The sequence below is a fragment of the Psychrobacter sp. FME13 genome, assembly GCF_014861395.1.
GTDB lineage: Bacteria > Pseudomonadota > Gammaproteobacteria > Pseudomonadales > Moraxellaceae > Psychrobacter.
Genome location: NZ_RRYV01000002.1, coordinates 1 through 16,759 on the forward strand (window position 1 = coordinate 1; position 16,759 = coordinate 16,759).

Sequence of the window (16,759 nt, forward strand, 5' to 3'; positions counted from 1 at the left end):
CGTCTATGGGCATCTCACAACTCCATTGTATTCTTGGTCGAAAACAATAGATTAGTGAGGTGCTCTTCTTTTTTCAATCACTTTCGAAGTTGAGAGTGGGGTCAATAAAGACAACTATGTATATGTATAAGGGGTTTGGAGGGTTTGAGGTAATGCGAGGTTATGTCTAAATACAATGATTGGTGCGCCCACCAAGACTCGAAGTTATAATATAAGTCACTGATAAATATATATTTATTATATTTATCAGTGGTTAATACCCTTATAGATACCCTTATTACTAAAAGTGGTGACTAACTAACGCTAGGTTTGGTCCCAAAGTCAGGATTAACACTCGTATCGCAATCAGGACTCACAATAGCATTAATTTTGGATTTTAACCACTTGTTTGGATTGCCCGGTAAATCGGGCTTAGGAAGAAACCCTGAGTTCAGTTTTCGATAAACAGTATTGTCAGACTTCCAGCCAAAAATATCTTTAATGTCGTTTGTCGTATAGTAAACGCCTGTCATGTCATTCTCCATCAAGCCATATTAAAAGAAACACTTGCCTCAACCTCAAACTCGGTTTTGCAGTCGCGGCAAGTCGCTGTTACCACTTCTCCATCCGTAACCTGATCTTGGCAGGTATAACCGCCGCCACATTCAGGACAATTAGCATCACCCATTAGACACCTCATCTAAACATTCACGCGCATTGCCAATGGCAGCACGCAATTTGATATTCTCGCCAGCCAAACTTTGGACTCGCTGCCGCAGTGTCGTTAAGTCTTGCTGATCCTTTTTGCGTGCCTCGTCATACTTATGAGAAAGATGGCTTTCGATGCGCTCAACAAACTTGTAGATGTATGGACGAAAACCCATCGAGCCATCATCAAGTTTTTTATGTTCAAGACCGCTGGAAAGCGCCATCTTGTCTATGCGTTCTTTATCCACCTTGCTTCTCCTTCATCGACTCAGCCTTACACTCTTCAAAGTGATCTTGCGCCCACTCAACCGCTGCATCTTCAAGGCTTTCGATATCATCGGCGTAAAACCATTTCTTTCGATAATAACCCCAGCCGCTAGTCCACGATCTACCACCTTCTCCAAAATGTATAGGTATGGGTGTGGCAAACTCAGCCAGAAAACCAAACTTGCCCGTGTGATACAACACCTCATAAACGTCCGATGGTTCAATATCGTGGGGTAGGTCTAGCAGATCGTAAATACCATCTTCTTCAAGCACAGCGTCCATCAAGTCTTGGCTTGGTCGTTCAGCCAAGCACATATAGATAGGGATAAACCTCTCGCACCTTACTTCAGCATCAAAAAACCTACCATTCACTTCTTTTTTATTATTCACAGCCGACTCCATCGCTTTCATCATCAATTGTAAGCATCGTAAATTCGACGGTATGTCCAACCTCGGTTAGAGACTCAGCCATTATCGTAAAAAGAACCTTATAGTCTTTCACGCCATATAAAATGTTTTCAGCAGCTTTATCATCTTGGTAAAGCTCAATGCCGCTTTGAGTGCCAATGTGCGTTAGTTCACGACCATCAACCGAAACGGTCCGGACAACCACTTTTTCACTATTCTTCTTCATAAAAAGCTCCCATGTTGAAATGCTTATTGCACCAAGCCTTTGCATCGTTAGTGTTGTCAAAATAAGCATCATCAACCACTTGCCCGCCAGCTTTCTTGATAGCGATGTACGGTGCTGGCGCGTCAGGTCTTGAACATATATGATAGCTATCGCCGTTATCAACCTCAGCAATAGCAGGCAAACCGCCTCGCTCATGCCGCCAATTAAGCAACTTAATATTATCTACTGCCTGCCGACACGCTTTGATCAAGTACGGCTTGTCTTTGATATTGTCGAAAACCCAGTCAAAGTATTCACGGTCTTTAGGGTGGCAAGCCACTTCTTTAATCGCCTTGCCATTATGCTTGCCAAAATCAAAAACGATAGGTGTTCTAGCTGATTCGCTGGCAAGATATAACTGTTCCATGCTGGTGAAGAACCCAATCTCGCATATCTCCTCCAGCAGCCATAGCGTAAACGTCACATCGTAACCAGCGTTATGAGCATTGCGGCAATACTGACGTGCCAGATCAGGATTAATCGCGTAGGTGAGTGCACCTAGTGAGTGACTATCCAAGTTCGGCAGCAATCGACGCGCCAGCGCTTGCGTGCAAATGCGTTTGTACTGGCTAACATCGACGCCAGCATTAGCAGCGACTTGGATATCGAAATCGACGTTATGGCCGATGATATAAGCCTCGCCAACTGGCAGATATTGCGGTACCACCATCTTATGATTGCGATAATCTTTTACGTCGTCTGGCGTAATGTGACTGACTGCCATTGCGCCATAACTGATTGCTCGGTCAGGTTTGCAGTTGACTGTGTGGCTGGCGATACTGCCTGTATCGTAAATAACCTCCGCTGATAAACAGTTATCAGTGTGGTCAAAATAAACATTTCGATACCCAAGCTGTGTCGCTTCAGCCTCTTTGCTAACATCGGTCGCCTCAAAATCTATAATCATTGCTGGCGTGTTCATACCTTTAATTCCTTATTATTCCGTTGAGCGCGAACCACAATATAGGACTCGCGCATATTCATATCAGCCGTGCCATTTCTAGCAGCGTCAAAAGCCATAGTAGCGGCTTCTGCGATGCTCTCATTCGTGCCAGCGCTTTGATAGTCGATAGTCGCAACTGCCTTATCGCCTTTGCTATTAAAGATATGCGCTGTGACTTTAAAGAGTCGCGGCTCGCTTAGTATCTCAGCGCGTTTAGCGTGCCACTCGCCAACAAACACTGAGCGGTTGCGTACCTCGTCACCGTCTAGCATGTTGTCGAGCGGTATGCGTAGATACCCGTCGTAGTATTCAGCCTTGCCAGCGCTGGCTTGATTAGCCTTGCGCTGTGCTACCTTCTTGCGCTTATCACGGTTTTTAGCTTTAGCCATTGGTTGCTCCTATGCAAACATATCCATTTGCTTTTTTGTTTTTGCACTCGACGCTAAGCTTTTGTAGTGCTTGTAAATAGATTGTGCGTCGCGCTGATCGATCCACGCGCAGTTGGTCAAGACATTGACCTGTACTTTCGACAAAGCTTCATCGACAACGTGCATATTTTCGATATAATCATCAACTGTTACCGTCACGCTATCTTGCATCTCGCTGTGCCAAGAGTTTGAAAAGTACCGCCATAACGACACCCTTACCTTATCTTCGTCGCACAGATGAAAGTAAAGATCGTACTTATAACTACTGGTCGGCAGGTGCAGCAAGACACTACCGATATCACAAGGTGGTTTTTTAAATAAAACCAAGTGACTAAACTTCGAGCATTCCAACAACTTATCGCTATCCATGCACCACCTCCAAACTTAACTCATACCAATCCTGCATCGTGTGCAGGCCATTTAAGATGCTGACTTGCTTAAATACGTGACGCATAAACCCAATGTCGTGACGGCCATGCCAGTTGTGCGGCATACAAGCGATAGCGGTGTTTTCGCAAAACTCATAAATCAGCGTCGGTATCGTGTAGCTACCAAGTTTTGGATAAAGCTTTTTGGTGACCGATGACATGCAAATAAAATCAAAAGCATCGACCGGCACGCCAGCGTTAGACAATAGCTGCATGATCTGCTTTGCGTCGTGACAGACGATATAGTCTGTCTCAACCTTGGCCATAACGTCACTTAAGACATTTTTGTAGTAGTCAGCACCGTCCAGCTCTCTGTGATGAATGCCGTACAAGCCTTTTTGCTCGCTTGTGATTGAGCGCCTTACATAACAGAGATGATGGCTTTCTTCCCAAGGCTTCTTGGGGTTTACTTCAATAACGCCCTGATTTGTATCAGTGAACATGATCTGCGACGATGCCACCTGCGTCGCTTGGGCGTACCTGGTTGTGTCGGTCGCCTTGATGTCGATAATTGTTGCCGTTTTTGTGTTCATAGTATTTTTTCCGTAGCAAGCTAAGTAGGGACCGCTTACGGCGGTGAGTCGGATTTAGAATTTACTCGCATACGAGATTCGCTTTCGGCTTGTCTGCCTCTTACTATTACGGTATGCCGAGAGATAGTTAGCAGTCCTCATATCTCCAAAGCATTCTAGGCTTGCGCCTGTGCTGCTGCCGAACTGGTTATTCCAATAAGTTAAAACTGACCGTCAAGCCAGCTTGCGCTCGTCACAGTAAATAGGCGTGTTATCTTTGTGCCAAGCCTTATGACACGGATCGCATAACCACATAACATCCAGCGGCTTGTTGTAGTCGCAATGATGGCCGTGTAGGGCTGACTCATTGCTGCATAACTCGCATTGACTGGGCTTATGCAATCGACCATCACGGACAGCGTTGTTTACTAGGTCGTGAGCTTTATAGCTACTAGAGTTTCGCTTTCTCCACTCCTTAACACTTGCTTGTTGCCTATCTTTGCCTTGCTCGGTTTGAGCGTACTCTTTGCGAGCTTGCACACGATGCGGTAGGTTAGCTCTGTCACGGTCAAACTGCTTATAGTAATCGGCGTTTTTAGCTCGATTGGCTTTAACCCTGCTGCGTATGCACTCTTTACAATCGCCAGTGCCATTTTTACGAATAGCCGATTGGTAAAATTCATCGGTCGGCTTGTCGGTTTTGCAGTATCTACAATTAATCATTACAGCCTCCTAGAATGGGATTTGTTCATCTACTGGACCACCGCCATTCATGGCAGGGTTGTTGGCTGGCGCGTTGTTCTGGTTTTGATGCCCCTGCTGGTTCTGAGTAGATCCGCCACGCTGATAGGTGACGCCGTTATTCTGCTGACCGCCTTGTGGCTGGCTAGTACGTTGATTGTTATAGCCGCCTCGATTGCCGCCCATCTGTGCATCAACTTCCTTTTCTGACTTCTGCGAGTAACCAATCAGGCGCTCCATCTGCACCTCAATCTGCTGTGGCGGTGCCTGGTCCTTTTGTTCTTGCAAAGTCTGGCGCTTCTGATTGAAGGCGGCGAACAGCTGCGTCTTCTTGCGCTTCTCACCGTTGTAAATTTCAAACTCATCAATAAACAGACCAGTGAAGTGCTTGCCCATTAATTCATTGGCCACCGTCATCTGAGTTGGGACCACCTTGCCAGCCGCAGCATCGTACTTGTCGATATTAGCTTGCGTTGGGGTGAGTGTCGTAACGCCAGTGACCGCCATAATGCTTTGTAGCTGGTTGTAAAAGCCTTCGATATAACTGCCGTCTTGCTTCATAAACCAAAGAGTGAAGTAACCTTTCTGACCATCTTTGTTGAACACATCAAAAGCCATGCCGGTTGTGCCAGTGTTGTTTGATACAACAAACTCAGCGCGGCCAATTTTGACTAGCTGCTCAGTATTGCCATCAAAAAACATACCGCCACCGGTGTTGGCTTTAAGGGCTGCTGTTTCGTTTAGCTGGATAGTAGGGAAGTTCATAAGTAAATCCTTAAATTAAAGTTAGGCTGTTTGCGCCTGTTGATTAGGGTTTTTTGCAATGCCATAGAAGTCGCAGATTGCGTCATCTACAGCGTTTAAATCATTCGGTATCAACTCACTGTTAAACATTTCATGCGGCGTTTTAACAGTGGTGGTGCCGTCATTCTTGGTCATAAAGTAATGTTCGCCATTACGAATGGTGGTTTGCAGTACGATAGTCACCATGCCTTCAAGTACAATCTTTTCATCGAGCATCTTGCCCATCGTTTTAATCTTCGTCTTGCCTTCCACCTCTTCGATATGCGATAAAATGTAGATGCGTTGGTCAGGGTGCGTATTATTGATAGCCGTGTTCAGAATGTTCCAAGCGTTCTGACCAATCCGATTAAAGCGCTGGAATACTGAGTTGCCACCACCTTCATCGGTCACACCGCGCATAAACTCATTGGCCATGATGTACTGGAAGTCATCGATAATCACGATAGGCGCTTGAAAGGTTGGCAAACGATCATTAATCTCGTAAGCATTATCCGTGTTCAGCTTTCTAAATTGCTTGCCGGCTCGAAAGGGTAGCGGCTTACCCATGACGTTGATAACGCCACATAGCGACGGGTCGAGATTTTGCATACTAAAAGACTTGCCCGAACCGCTATTACCTAGAATTAAAGTCACGATAGCCATTAGTTACTCTCCTCACTAAGACCAAACACGCTATCAAACTGCGCTAGCATCTGGCCCATCATTTGTTTTTCATCTTCACTGGCTTGCTCGCTGATATTGTTCGCGAACCAGTGCTGCTCTTCCTGATCCATCCATTCCCATGAGGCTTGATCTTGTTGATACTCACTCATAATTGGCACTCCATCTTATTCGCATGCCATGCAATGCTTTCTGTGAGTAATATCGACTTATTGAGGTCGCTATTTTGTGTATTGGCTGGATTGCGATTATTGACTATTGAATTAACCGCACGCGGTATAAGCATCAAGTTGTCGATATTGCAATTAGTTCTATCGTTATCCAGAAACCGCAAGTTATAACCCTTCTTTAGCTTTCCGTGATGCGCTTCCCAAACCACTAACTGCTTGAGGCGGAATTTGTTAGGCTCTGCGACTTTCACTGTGACATAGCCGTCATCTCTTATTCGTTCGTAGCCCACAGGCTTATGGTTGTGAGGCACGCTTCCTTTTTTGAATGAAGTTTTGTTAGCACCCATGTAACCAGTAACGCCTTTATTCCATGACTTCTGACCTTTCTTCATGCGAGTATCGCGGCCATTTGCCCATTTATTTCTTTTGCAAAGACCAGTGATGTTTTGCTGAGCAACATTGCGATTAAATTTTGCATTAAACTTTTGAGACAGCTCTTTTCTGCTGATACCTGCCTGATTAACTTCTATCCATGCCAGCTCAATATCAGAATAAGCAATAGGGGCGCGTTTGCGACTATCATGGCTCATAGGTAACTCCTTGCGGCATCAAATACTCTTCGAGTTTTGCGGGAGCATGGTCTGCTATCAACTTGGCGCGTTGATTAACCACTCGCTCACCATCAATAATTTGCGCTGCAATCAAAGCAACCGCCTTGCTTTTCTTAACCTCTAAATCCAAGTCTTTCTCTTCCATATCTGGATTTAAAAGGCGTTCCAACTGGTCGTGCAAGTGGCCATTTAAGGCATTGGTACTTCTGTCCTTACTCATGACTTTCTCCCATACGCTTCCGCGATAACCTTGTTTGCATGTGCCGCTGTTTTGGCTTTGTCTGACATCTCGTATTCAACATCATTCAAATCAGCATCAAAATCACTGTCCTCGTAGTAACCCGCCAGCATCAACTTGTGACGCTCGACTTGTGCATCTTGATTTGCAAATTCGCTGTCTACAGCGTTTGGCGCGACTGCAAAAGCAATGACTGACCATGTTCCAACGGCTGCCAGTAATAGGCTGGCTAGTAACTTGCTCACATTGCTCTCCTTAATTCACTACTGGTTAATGGGTTGCCTGTCTCGCTGACTGGCACTGCGTATAGGTGCGGCACACCAAGGTCGGATATAAACTGCGTACCGTGAAAGCAATGAATGTACGTGACAAACATTTCATCAATTGCATCTGCATCACTAACATCTGACACAGCGCATAAAATCAAACTGTCATCATGGTTGCGGCCACGTAAGGCGTCTTTTGCTAATTCTGAACCTGATAGTTCGATTGGGCTGGCGTGTCTGCCAGTGTTGATTCGTTCTAATAAACCTGTCATAATCTAATTACTCCGTAGTAGAGTGTTATGCCCCGATCAGTTCATGCTGATTGGGGCTTTTTTATGCCTGAATTTTGACGTTAAGCGCAGCGATTAAAGCGTCGGCGTGTTGCACTGCTGACAGCGCTATCTGAACGCTACTCACTTGCTTGCCAGCGTGGGCTTGAATAAGTCCTTGCATTGCTGATGCGGCTAACTGGTCGCTAAACTCTGCCCCATATCCTCTATTGCTGCTTTTACCGCGTTGACTGTGTAGATTGATGTTGCTCTATACGCGTTAAGCACCCTTATATCTACTTCGCTCATGCGTTCTCCTGATTCAAAGGCTTTGCTCTAACAGCGTGGCAATCTTCGCCGTATTGTTCGCGCAAATCCTCCATGCGCTCATCAACATCATGAACCCATTCAGTTGTGGTAATTTCTTCGCCGCTATCAAGAAATACCGTAAATTCAAATTCCATGCTTTTATCTCCGTAGTAGTGGTCATAGACCGTTGGTTAATTCAGCATTGACAGCTAGTGATCGCTGCGTCGTCTGCGTTTTGCCTTGCGATGTGGTTGTTCTTAACCAGTAACGCTATGTTCGCATATACGAACCAAACTGTCAAACACTTTTGTTCTAAAAAGCGAACTATTTTCACATAGGCAATAAAAAACCCCGATATACGGGGCTTTGAGTGTTAAATTATTTTAGCTTATCTATAACGAGTATATTTACTATCTACAACGCCAACCAAGTTGCACTCGGTCATGGGCTGCATTTTTTGGTCAGGCCAATCAGGGTTAAGTGGTTTTAAGTACATATCATCATAACCATTGCCCATAACAAGCTGCTTAAACGTGGCTTCCGTATCGTCGTTACATTGCACAATGACCAGATCGCCGTCTTTTAAATCCCAAGGTGTTATGTTTGGCTCAACGTAAACAATTTCGTCAGGCTTAAATTCAGGCCACATACTACGACCTCGAACCACTAATCCAAACGCCATATCAGATAAATGCGCGGGCTTTGGAATCCAGTCTATAACATCATCTAACGTGGTCGGCATAACCTCCGCCCAGTTTCCCGCGGCTACCCAACTGATAACTGGCACCTCGCCATTCATAGCATGGTCAACATCGACACGCTCAGTGCCTAGTGGGGTTAATCGCTCGCTAGGCGCGTTATTCATGCTACCCACACCTGTTAGCAGCCAATCAGTATTGCAGCGCAAATATGCCGCTAATTTGCTCGCATACTCGCCTGATGGTTTGGTGCTGCCATTAACCCAACTGCTAATAGTCGCCTTACCTGCGCCAGTCGCCCTCTTTATGTCAGCTTGGCTTACTTTTAGCTCCGACATTCTTTGATTGATTCTATCTGCTGCGCTATTCATAAGTATTCCTCCTGTTTGTTCGCATATCAAAACATAAATGCTTGACATATTCTCGAACAATGTGTTCTAATATACGAACATTAAGCGAACGGGAATACGAACATGACTTTCGATGATTTATTAGATTACTTCGACGGTCAGAGCTATAGAGACATAAGTAAGCAACTTGGCGTCCCTATCGGGCAACTGACCTATTACAAACAAAACGGAATCCCTGAAGGACGGCAAGCAATTATCGAACTTCAAACCAACGGCGATTTAAAGGCCGATATTCCAAAACTTATAAAGCTAGAGGAGGCCTAACCATGTACGACAACCCACGACACATCAAAGACCACAGGGTCAATGCTCGCTTTAATGATGATGAAATTGAAGCGATAAACAGCGTAGCGAACCTAACCGGATTACAAAAAAGCACTTTAGTCCGTAAAGCCACGCTACGTCTGGTCGAAGAACTTAAAGCAGAGTTTGAACGAAATCTATCAGGCATGGAAGACGCAGTTTAGGCGTTTTTAGGTAACCGAAAGGAGGGCTTATGCCTGATATACCAACACATTTTAAGGAAGACGAGATAGACGACATCAAATGGGCGGCAAACCAACTTGGCATGACGGTAGATGAGTTTACTGCTCACGCAGCCAATCAACTTGTTAAGAAGTCAAAAGAAGATATGCGTAAGCGTATCGAGAACCCTAAATCAATAAGGATCATCGAGTAGATGATTTTCGGTAACCGAAAAGGTGACAAAAATGGAACTAATACTAAGCGATTTATTTAGCAGCAACGAAGCCAAGATGACCAGTCTTGATATTGCCGAGTTGGTAGGCAGTCGTCACGACAAGGTTAAACAGAGTATTAAGCGGCTATCAACCAATAACAAGCATCGCAACGCGATTATATCCCAACCCCCAATGGTGGATGGGATTAAATCAGCAAATGGCGTGGTGACTCAAGTGTATGTTTTCCAAGGCGAAAAAGCCAAGCGCGACAGTCTTGTAGTAGTTGCTCAATTATCCCCTGAATTTACGGCCGACATTGTTGACCGCTGGATTTATCTCGAAAAGCAAAACCTATCATTAACCAAGCAGCTTGAATATTGGCAGAGAAAAGAAATGGTCGATTTTGCAGAAGGCTCCTTCCACGGCCACGGTCTAGCCAAGCGCAAAGAAACCAAGAAGTTAAACAACGGCAAGATCGAAGAAATCAAAATCAAGATGCAACCAAGACTGGAGGGTATGAAATGACTGAGCAAGACATTCAGGCGTGGGAGCGTGAAATCAAACACGCTGAGAAGATGCAGGAGCAGCGCAAAAGGCAATAAAAAACGCTCATCAGGGCAAACTGAGAGCGTTTCAACAAAACTAAACCTAGAAATTGGAGTATATATCTATGAACAACATTATGCAAGTAACTGACATTAGCAAAACAATGAGCAGTCGTGAAATCGCAGCGCTCACCAAGAAAGATCACTCGCATGTCATACGCGATATTCGGTCAATGCTATCACAGATAGATGATCCATCTATGGATGATGCTGATTTTAAAGAGGTTTTTGATAGTCGCGGCTATACGTCAGAGATTAGTTTAAACAAAGACTTAACGCTCACTTTAGTCGCTGGCTATAACTCACGTTTTAGATATACGGTGATTAAGCGCTGGCAAGAACTGGAGGCGCAAGCTAGCCAACCGGTCATGCCAGCACTACCTAACTTTACTAATCCAGCAGATGCAGCGATTGCATGGGCAGAAGAATATAAAGCTAAAGAAGCGGCACAAGCTCAGGTCACAGAGTTAAAGCCTAAAGCAGCGGCATTAGACACGCTCAGTCACGCTAAAGGCTCTCTTGGCATACGTGAGACAGCAAACACGGTTGGCATACCAGAGCGCAAGTTTATAGCGCGTTGTACCGATGAAAACAAGCCAGTGTCATCAAGGTTTATGTACCGCGATGACAAAGGCAAGTTAAGGGCTTACTCGCACCGTATCAAGCAAGGCTTTATGACTCAAAAAATCACAAGCTATGCAGGCAAGAACGGTAAAAACCTTGTGACAGTGCAGGTTAAATTTACTGCAGCAGGCGTGGCTAAGATTGCAGAGATGCTTGAGAAAGAGCGCAACAAAGAATTGGAGGCGGTATGAGATTCAGAGACTACCAAGCCGAACAACAAGAAAAATCCATTCACGTTGATACAAGGCAGCCTATTGGTGAGATTACACCAGCAACTATCTGCAATGGTGTTATTAAGTGCCAGTTATGCGACCAAGATGCGAATAGCGACTACATAGATCAGGATGTTTTTGTTTGTTTGCGCTGTGCAGACTTAATTAGCAATATTTCTGCATCAGACTTTGGCAGAAGCTCTTTTTCGTTAGCCACATGGGATAGAAATGATTTATTTGGGCGTGGCAATCATAGAGAGAAGCTAAAGGATTCTGTTAAGAGGTCTGTGCTTGAAGCTAGCGACTATCGCTGCATTGCTTGTGGTGCAAGTAAGAACCTATGTATCGATCATATTATGCCGGTAGCAAAAGGCGGTAGTAACGATATAGAAAACCTGCAAACACTTTGTCGGTCGTGCAACCGACAAAAAGGCACCAAGACTATGCAGGAATGGGAGGCCTCGAAATGAGATACCACGGTCGTATTAACTATGTTAAATGCCACGAGTGGGGTTTAAACGTCGCTCAAGGCGCTTTGTTTGACTTGCTTAACGAATCTAGCTCATGGGCTAAAACGCATATCGTAGGCGAAGATGTTTACTACTGGGTTTCACGAAACAAGGTACTGGATGAACTGCCAGTCGTCTATAAAAAAGCCGACACTGTTTATCGTAATTTAAAAGTTTTAGAAGAAAAGTGCTTAATTGTGTACATCAAAGAAGGCGTAAAAGACCTTGTTATGTTGACTGAAAAAGGTAAGACATGGAACGCAAAAATCAACTCGGATTTAAATCCGAGTAACGGTGAAACGGACAAAAACACGGATATAAATCCGAGTAAGGTCGGAAATAAATCCGAGAATACAGGTAAAAACACGGATGTAAATCCGACAGATAAGGATACCAATATTAATAAGGTTACCAGTAATAAGAATACCAGTGACAGTGATAATTCAGGTGATTGGATTGATGAAAGTTTTGAAGAGTTCTATGAACTTTACCCAAACAAGAAGGGCAAGGGACAAGCAGAGAAGACTTGGAATAACGTATTCACAGGTAAAGGCAGCCACAAGAAACCAAGCAATCCAGTTGAGCTTTTTGAAACGATCATGATTGCTGTAAAAGCACAGACACCCATCATTCTTGCTTCAGAACCACGTTATAGAAAACATCCTAGCACTTGGTTGAACGCTAAGGCGTGGCTTGATGAGATAGAACACCCACAGCCAACAAACAACTTTCAGGGGAACGGATATGCAAACAACCAATCAGCTAACAACAAACCTCGCAGAGAAACTACAGAAGAATACAAACAGCGGATGCAGCGAGAGTTTAACGAAGAGTTTGGAATCGAAGTACAGCCCGACAGCCATACAGACTGCTACAGCTAAAGTTTTAAATCTTTTTGCAGAACTCAAAGAAGAGTACGGCGCATTGTTTGACAACAAAGAACATCGTTACACGCCAGCCAAGGCACGCGAATGGGCAGTTGAGCTACTAGAGTCAGGTATCAACGGCGAACAGTACCAACGTGGACGCTGGCAAGCAATGAAGCAGCAGGATTATCCAGTAGAGCGAGCTTACAAGTTTATCAAGCTATGCAAGCAAGGTGAGATTGATACGTACCCCTCAGCCACAGAAGCTTTTGATAACGCTTGCAGTCAAAGCGGCTTGATCGAAGACAAGTACGTCAAGCGTCAGTGGCTCCACGATGTCGTACAGCTAACAGCGCACAGAGTTGGCATGGGTAGGCTCAAAACCGCAGACAACAAGTTTCTGAGCTATTTCAGCAAGGTTTATGAGCAGGTTTGCAGCGAGCATGAGGCTGGCACGTTGTCTTTAGTGCCAGTAGAGCGTCAGATTGCACACAGTCATCATCCAGTGCAGGCAGGTAGTGAGGTGGATAAGAAGATCAGTGAGCAGTTGGCAGAGTTGCGGAGGGTGGCGGTGTGAAGCTAATACTAGACCCTTGTTGCGGCAGCAGAATGTTTTGGTTTGATAAAAAGGATGAACGAGCGGTGTTTACAGACAAACGCAGTGAGCAGCACACGCTATGCGATGGCCGCGAATTGATTATCGAGCCAGATATGGTAATGGATTTTACCGACCTGCAGTTTGATGATGAGCAGTTTCACATGGTCGTTTTTGACCCGCCTCACTTGCGTAAAGCTGGCAAGGATTCATGGATGGCACTCAAGTACGGCAAACTCGATGAAACTTGGCCAATTATGATCAGAGATGGTTTTGCGGAATGTTTCAGAGTGCTTAAGCCCAACGGCACATTGATATTCAAGTGGAATGAAGATCAGATTCCAGTAAAAGACATTTTGGCACTGACAGACCAAAAGCCAGTAGTCGGGCATCGTAGCGGAAAGCGCTCAAACACTCATTGGATATGTTTTTTGAAGGAGGCAGTGTGAAGGCGATAATACTAAATGATGCTGAAAAAATAGGCGTCATTACTGGCAGAGTAACTCAGGCAAGAATGCCGATACCGCCTGATAAATACCCTAGTAGCGGATTGCACCACCCATCATTGGGGATTGATAGCAGGGTAGGTATTGGTACTGGTTTAAATATCAAAGTAACTGGCATTAGGATTGAGCGCATACAGGACATAAACGAGCAGGACGCTAGAGCTTGTGGATACCCTAAGCGCAAGGGCAGAAAAAGCGACCAGTCTCAGTTAAGCCTTGTGGATGATGTTCGTTATTTTGATGATGTGTGGGACGAAAAGTACGGTCTAGGTGCTTATAAGAACAATGATTGGGTCTGGGTTATTGATTTTAAGAAGTGGGGTTAGGTATGAGTAAACCAGACAGACACTTCATTGCCTTCGTGCATATCGACATGCCTTGGTGCAGCAGCCCGAAAGCATGGCAGCCAGTTTCTAACGATATTGTCTTATTTGAGCAGCCGGACATGCCAGCCTATGACGATATTGTGAGTGCCGTTAAGCAGGCGTGTCCAGCAGCGGTTGGCGTCGTGCTGAATAATTTGCATGAGATCAGCCACACGGATTTTTTAAGTTTTATTAAGGGTAGCAAGGATTGGGAGGTGAGTGCGTGAAGAAGGACCCAGCCGACTACACGCCAGGCGAGCAGAAGTACCTAGCTCGCCAGCAAGCGCTCAAAGCTGGCAAGCCGAACGCCATGACGTACTTTAAAAACGTCGCAGTGACCAAGGCAGGAGATTTCGTGATTGGTTTGACATACAACATCGATTTACAGCGTTACTCATGTAGCGCGATTGAGATTGACGGGGTGAGATTTAATGATCCGTGTCGGTGGGGTAAAGACGGTATCGCATTAGATAGTGATTTAAGCGACTTGGTGACGGGTTCGGTACATACATCAGTCAGAACGATTTAAAGACGAAGGAGGGTGTGAAATTGGCACGTAAAGCAGCAATTAGATGGTCGAATATCACTGAAAGTAAGGTTGGTCAGGCAAACGCTGCAAAAATAGCGCGATTATGGCCCGCAAAAGGCGCTAAAAAATCTAAGCATAATAATATTCCAGTCGTCATCGACGGCATAAGATTTGATAGCACGGGTGAAGGGGACCGCTACTGTCACTTAAAGCGATTTGAGAGGCAGGGACGGATCAGAGACATACGTTTGCAAGTACCGTTTGAGCTGACCCCTACGATGCGTGATGAGGCTGGCAAGATAACGCACAGGGCTATGAATTATATCGCTGACTTTGTTTATTTTAATATCGAAAAAGATTGCGAGGTGGTAGAGGACTTTAAGGGCAGGCGCACTAGAACTTATATCGATAAATCAAAACAGATGGCCCATAAGTACGGGATCATCATTTACGAAACCACGGTTAAAAACAATAAGGAATTTATTTTATGAGTGATGTTAAGAGGGGTTTTAGCTTTAACGTAAATAATTCGCCAATAACTACGGTTGTGGCAGATGGCAAGTTGTGGTTAGCGTTCTACCAGCTTGGTGAAGCGTTAGGGGTGGGTAATTTGCGTAAATCATTAACCAACCATGTGACTGACAGTGATCTGACTTACTTTTTGATGGAGAACGAGCATAGCGGCTTAAACCGCCATAGATTCATATCTGAAAAAGGGTGTTTCAGCATATTGCAAGGGCGGCGTGATGGTAAGACAGACAGCTTGAGATTGGCTATTAGGGATAGCATTGTGCCAGCGCTTAAAGCTGATCGGTTAAATATTGATCCTATTGATGTCGATAAAGATGCTGATTTAAACATCTATTATTTTAATCTTAATAAAAAAAGATTAACGGCTGTCTTTATAGATAACGATATTTATTTTAGGAAAGGCGATGTGGCAGAGATTATTAAGATACACCAACCCGCTTTTGATAAGTATGTTAGAGAGCATGCCACTAAGAAAAGTGCTTGTTTATTAAATATACCTAACAAGGTCAATGTAACTACTAGAGCGTCTTTTGTAAGCAATAACGGGCTACGCCGCATTTTGATAGATAGGGGTGGCCAGCTTTGTGATGACTTGCGACAGTTTATCGCTATGACTGTTGTGCCTAAGATGACGCCCGCTATACCTGAGTCGCTGGCTAATGATAGCGAAGTAAAGACAACTATACCAAAAAAAGACTGCACAGCAACGTCTTGCCCGCTATGTGAAAGTCGGTGTCAGGCTGGCTCGACGGATAGCGGGTTTATTACGAATAACGGTGCTTGTTTAAGGTGTTGTTTTGGTAAAGGCAAGGAGGAGATTCAGGTAATGCTATTGGCTAAAGAAAAATTGAAAGACGACACATTCAACGATGACACGCCAGCGCAGACGTTTGGTCAATCGCTCAATGTTAGGTTTGATGCTGCTGTGGGTAGTGATAGAGGTGCGGCGTTTTTCAATAAGGCGTATGACGCTGCAAGCGAGCGCATGAACGAGCACCAGTTGAGCGTGGAGTGTGATGCGCCCAAAGCCGCGCAGATACTCAATGAGGCAGTGGCAACAATGGTTGAACGTGGCAAGTCATACGATAAAAATGGCAATGGTGCTGAACGTAGCATGGATAAGATTGTAGCTATGTTTGAGGCGTTGACGAGTATCAAGATGACACCAGCACAAGGTTATAAGTTTATGGCGTGTCTCAAGCTGGCAAGGTCAGAGCAGGGCGAGCACAAAGAAGATAATTATCTTGACGGTGCCGCTTACATGGCGCTGGCAGGTGAGGCGTCTTGTAGCGAGGTGAGCGCATGAATAAATTAATCACCAAAAGCTTGATAGCGTCAATGCCCCGCTGGGTTAAATGCTTAACTGTAGATAGTAACGGCAAGTTATGGGGTCACGAGGCTAGCAAGGCAGATTTGGAGTGCAACAAAGCTCGCCATTATTGCGTTGATATGAGTAAGCGTGAGCAGTGTTTTGGACAAGGGTTTGACCGTAGGGATTGGCAGCACAGGGTTTTTGCGGTAGCACATAAATAAAAAACGTCCAAGCTGGCAGGCAAGGACGTTTGGATATTACATAAGTTTTTGATCTGAACAACGATAGCGAGTTGATTATATCTGCATTGC

Annotated in this window: 34 protein-coding genes; 15 read left to right on the forward strand and 19 right to left on the reverse strand. The window is 44.8% G+C overall.

The annotated features are described in order from the left end of the window. Nucleotides 1-293 precede the first annotated feature (293 nt). The 19 genes from EI164_RS00490 to EI164_RS00580 form a co-directional block, all read right to left on the reverse strand. Nucleotides 294-512, reverse strand: a complete 219-nt coding sequence (locus tag EI164_RS00490) for a hypothetical protein (RefSeq protein WP_192518044.1) — start codon at nucleotides 510-512, stop codon at nucleotides 294-296. Nucleotides 513-523: 11 nt separating this feature from the next. Next, a complete protein-coding gene (locus EI164_RS00495; RefSeq protein ID WP_192518127.1) occupies nucleotides 524-667 on the reverse strand; it encodes a hypothetical protein in 144 nt (47 codons plus the stop codon). Further along, nucleotides 660-935, reverse strand: coding sequence for a hypothetical protein (locus tag EI164_RS00500; protein WP_192518045.1), 276 nt, complete (start codon nucleotides 933-935; stop codon nucleotides 660-662). The genes EI164_RS00495 and EI164_RS00500 overlap by 8 nt, the downstream gene beginning before the upstream one ends. Continuing rightward, the gene (locus EI164_RS00505) at nucleotides 928-1,344 is read right to left on the reverse strand and encodes a hypothetical protein (RefSeq protein WP_192518046.1); all 417 of its coding nucleotides are present in this window, start codon (nucleotides 1,342-1,344) and stop codon (nucleotides 928-930) included. The genes EI164_RS00500 and EI164_RS00505 overlap by 8 nt, the downstream gene beginning before the upstream one ends. Beyond that, the gene (locus tag EI164_RS00510) at nucleotides 1,337-1,588 is read right to left on the reverse strand and encodes a hypothetical protein (RefSeq protein ID WP_192518047.1); all 252 of its coding nucleotides are present in this window, start codon (nucleotides 1,586-1,588) and stop codon (nucleotides 1,337-1,339) included. Before EI164_RS00510 ends, EI164_RS00505 begins: the two co-directional genes overlap by 8 nt. Beyond that, complete coding sequence (locus EI164_RS00515; protein WP_192518048.1) at nucleotides 1,575-2,549, reverse strand: exonuclease domain-containing protein; 975 nt, start codon at nucleotides 2,547-2,549, stop codon at nucleotides 1,575-1,577. The genes EI164_RS00510 and EI164_RS00515 overlap by 14 nt, the downstream gene beginning before the upstream one ends. Continuing rightward, complete coding sequence (locus EI164_RS00520) at nucleotides 2,546-2,959, reverse strand: hypothetical protein (RefSeq protein WP_192518049.1); 414 nt, start codon at nucleotides 2,957-2,959, stop codon at nucleotides 2,546-2,548. The genes EI164_RS00515 and EI164_RS00520 overlap by 4 nt, the downstream gene beginning before the upstream one ends. 9 nt (nucleotides 2,960-2,968) lie before the next feature. Then, entirely contained in the window at nucleotides 2,969-3,367 is a 399-nt protein-coding gene (locus EI164_RS00525) for a hypothetical protein (RefSeq protein WP_192518050.1), read from the reverse strand. Further along, the gene (locus EI164_RS00530; RefSeq protein ID WP_192518051.1) at nucleotides 3,360-3,869 is read right to left on the reverse strand and encodes a hypothetical protein; all 510 of its coding nucleotides are present in this window, start codon (nucleotides 3,867-3,869) and stop codon (nucleotides 3,360-3,362) included. The genes EI164_RS00525 and EI164_RS00530 overlap by 8 nt, the downstream gene beginning before the upstream one ends. A gap of 303 nt (nucleotides 3,870-4,172) precedes the next feature. Beyond that, nucleotides 4,173-4,661 (reverse strand): hypothetical protein, encoded by a 489-nt coding sequence (locus EI164_RS00535; RefSeq protein ID WP_192518052.1) that lies wholly within the window; start codon nucleotides 4,659-4,661, stop codon nucleotides 4,173-4,175. Between the two features lie 9 nt (nucleotides 4,662-4,670). Continuing rightward, complete coding sequence (locus tag EI164_RS00540; protein ID WP_192518053.1) at nucleotides 4,671-5,444, reverse strand: hypothetical protein; 774 nt, start codon at nucleotides 5,442-5,444, stop codon at nucleotides 4,671-4,673. A gap of 21 nt (nucleotides 5,445-5,465) precedes the next feature. Next, nucleotides 5,466-6,125, reverse strand: a complete 660-nt coding sequence (locus EI164_RS00545; RefSeq protein WP_192518054.1) for an ATP-binding protein — start codon at nucleotides 6,123-6,125, stop codon at nucleotides 5,466-5,468. Then, nucleotides 6,125-6,295: a hypothetical protein gene (locus EI164_RS00550; RefSeq protein WP_192518055.1), complete on the reverse strand. Its 171-nt coding sequence runs from the start codon at nucleotides 6,293-6,295 to the stop codon at nucleotides 6,125-6,127. The genes EI164_RS00545 and EI164_RS00550 overlap by 1 nt, the downstream gene beginning before the upstream one ends. Then, nucleotides 6,292-6,903: an HNH endonuclease signature motif containing protein gene (locus EI164_RS00555; RefSeq protein WP_225739045.1), complete on the reverse strand. Its 612-nt coding sequence runs from the start codon at nucleotides 6,901-6,903 to the stop codon at nucleotides 6,292-6,294. Before EI164_RS00555 ends, EI164_RS00550 begins: the two co-directional genes overlap by 4 nt. Next, a complete protein-coding gene (locus EI164_RS00560) occupies nucleotides 6,893-7,144 on the reverse strand; it encodes a hypothetical protein (RefSeq protein WP_192518056.1) in 252 nt (83 codons plus the stop codon). The genes EI164_RS00555 and EI164_RS00560 overlap by 11 nt, the downstream gene beginning before the upstream one ends. Then, nucleotides 7,141-7,407 (reverse strand): hypothetical protein, encoded by a 267-nt coding sequence (locus EI164_RS00565; RefSeq protein WP_192518057.1) that lies wholly within the window; start codon nucleotides 7,405-7,407, stop codon nucleotides 7,141-7,143. The genes EI164_RS00560 and EI164_RS00565 overlap by 4 nt, the downstream gene beginning before the upstream one ends. Further along, on the reverse strand, nucleotides 7,404-7,700 hold the full coding sequence (locus EI164_RS00570) for a hypothetical protein (RefSeq protein ID WP_192518058.1): 297 nt from the start codon (nucleotides 7,698-7,700) through the stop codon (nucleotides 7,404-7,406). The genes EI164_RS00565 and EI164_RS00570 overlap by 4 nt, the downstream gene beginning before the upstream one ends. A gap of 302 nt (nucleotides 7,701-8,002) precedes the next feature. After that, entirely contained in the window at nucleotides 8,003-8,161 is a 159-nt protein-coding gene (locus EI164_RS00575) for a hypothetical protein (RefSeq protein ID WP_192518059.1), read from the reverse strand. 233 nt (nucleotides 8,162-8,394) lie between these two features. Then, a complete protein-coding gene (locus EI164_RS00580) occupies nucleotides 8,395-9,075 on the reverse strand; it encodes a LexA family protein (protein ID WP_192518060.1) in 681 nt (226 codons plus the stop codon). Between the two features lie 102 nt (nucleotides 9,076-9,177). Between EI164_RS00580 and EI164_RS00585 the strand changes: the two genes are divergently transcribed. The 15 genes from EI164_RS00585 (at nucleotide 9,178) to EI164_RS00655 (ending at nucleotide 16,669) form a co-directional block, all read left to right on the forward strand. Next, on the forward strand, nucleotides 9,178-9,378 hold the full coding sequence (locus EI164_RS00585) for a hypothetical protein (protein ID WP_192518061.1): 201 nt from the start codon (nucleotides 9,178-9,180) through the stop codon (nucleotides 9,376-9,378). Between the two features lie 2 nt (nucleotides 9,379-9,380). Then, the gene (locus EI164_RS00590) at nucleotides 9,381-9,581 is read left to right on the forward strand and encodes a hypothetical protein (protein WP_192518062.1); all 201 of its coding nucleotides are present in this window, start codon (nucleotides 9,381-9,383) and stop codon (nucleotides 9,579-9,581) included. A 29-nt stretch (nucleotides 9,582-9,610) separates the two neighbouring features. Then, nucleotides 9,611-9,793, forward strand: coding sequence for a hypothetical protein (locus EI164_RS00595; RefSeq protein ID WP_192518063.1), 183 nt, complete (start codon nucleotides 9,611-9,613; stop codon nucleotides 9,791-9,793). A 31-nt stretch (nucleotides 9,794-9,824) separates the two neighbouring features. Continuing rightward, a complete protein-coding gene (locus EI164_RS00600; RefSeq protein WP_192518064.1) occupies nucleotides 9,825-10,319 on the forward strand; it encodes a Rha family transcriptional regulator in 495 nt (164 codons plus the stop codon). A gap of 145 nt (nucleotides 10,320-10,464) precedes the next feature. Then, nucleotides 10,465-11,214 carry a Rha family transcriptional regulator gene (locus EI164_RS00605; protein ID WP_192518065.1) on the forward strand — a complete coding sequence of 250 codons (750 nt, stop codon included), beginning with the start codon at nucleotides 10,465-10,467 and terminating at the stop codon, nucleotides 11,212-11,214. Further along, nucleotides 11,211-11,705 (forward strand): HNH endonuclease, encoded by a 495-nt coding sequence (locus EI164_RS00610; RefSeq protein ID WP_192518066.1) that lies wholly within the window; start codon nucleotides 11,211-11,213, stop codon nucleotides 11,703-11,705. The genes EI164_RS00605 and EI164_RS00610 overlap by 4 nt, the downstream gene beginning before the upstream one ends. Next, entirely contained in the window at nucleotides 11,702-12,625 is a 924-nt protein-coding gene (locus tag EI164_RS00615; protein WP_192518067.1) for a hypothetical protein, read from the forward strand. The genes EI164_RS00610 and EI164_RS00615 overlap by 4 nt, the downstream gene beginning before the upstream one ends. Beyond that, on the forward strand, nucleotides 12,579-13,187 hold the full coding sequence (locus tag EI164_RS00620) for a replication protein P (RefSeq protein WP_192518068.1): 609 nt from the start codon (nucleotides 12,579-12,581) through the stop codon (nucleotides 13,185-13,187). Before EI164_RS00615 ends, EI164_RS00620 begins: the two co-directional genes overlap by 47 nt. A 32-nt stretch (nucleotides 13,188-13,219) precedes the next feature. Further along, the gene (locus EI164_RS00625; RefSeq protein ID WP_192518124.1) at nucleotides 13,220-13,654 is read left to right on the forward strand and encodes a class I SAM-dependent methyltransferase; all 435 of its coding nucleotides are present in this window, start codon (nucleotides 13,220-13,222) and stop codon (nucleotides 13,652-13,654) included. Next, nucleotides 13,651-14,037, forward strand: coding sequence for a hypothetical protein (locus EI164_RS00630; RefSeq protein WP_192518069.1), 387 nt, complete (start codon nucleotides 13,651-13,653; stop codon nucleotides 14,035-14,037). The genes EI164_RS00625 and EI164_RS00630 overlap by 4 nt, the downstream gene beginning before the upstream one ends. 2 nt (nucleotides 14,038-14,039) lie before the next feature. After that, complete coding sequence (locus EI164_RS00635; protein ID WP_192518070.1) at nucleotides 14,040-14,303, forward strand: hypothetical protein; 264 nt, start codon at nucleotides 14,040-14,042, stop codon at nucleotides 14,301-14,303. Next, on the forward strand, nucleotides 14,300-14,605 hold the full coding sequence (locus EI164_RS00640; RefSeq protein WP_192518071.1) for a hypothetical protein: 306 nt from the start codon (nucleotides 14,300-14,302) through the stop codon (nucleotides 14,603-14,605). Before EI164_RS00635 ends, EI164_RS00640 begins: the two co-directional genes overlap by 4 nt. A gap of 14 nt (nucleotides 14,606-14,619) precedes the next feature. Beyond that, nucleotides 14,620-15,096, forward strand: coding sequence for a DUF1064 domain-containing protein (locus EI164_RS00645; RefSeq protein WP_192518072.1), 477 nt, complete (start codon nucleotides 14,620-14,622; stop codon nucleotides 15,094-15,096). After that, a complete protein-coding gene (locus EI164_RS00650) occupies nucleotides 15,093-16,442 on the forward strand; it encodes a BRO family protein (protein ID WP_192518073.1) in 1,350 nt (449 codons plus the stop codon). Before EI164_RS00645 ends, EI164_RS00650 begins: the two co-directional genes overlap by 4 nt. Beyond that, nucleotides 16,439-16,669 (forward strand): hypothetical protein, encoded by a 231-nt coding sequence (locus EI164_RS00655; RefSeq protein WP_192518074.1) that lies wholly within the window; start codon nucleotides 16,439-16,441, stop codon nucleotides 16,667-16,669. Before EI164_RS00650 ends, EI164_RS00655 begins: the two co-directional genes overlap by 4 nt. The last annotated feature ends 90 nt before the right edge of the window (nucleotides 16,670-16,759 follow it).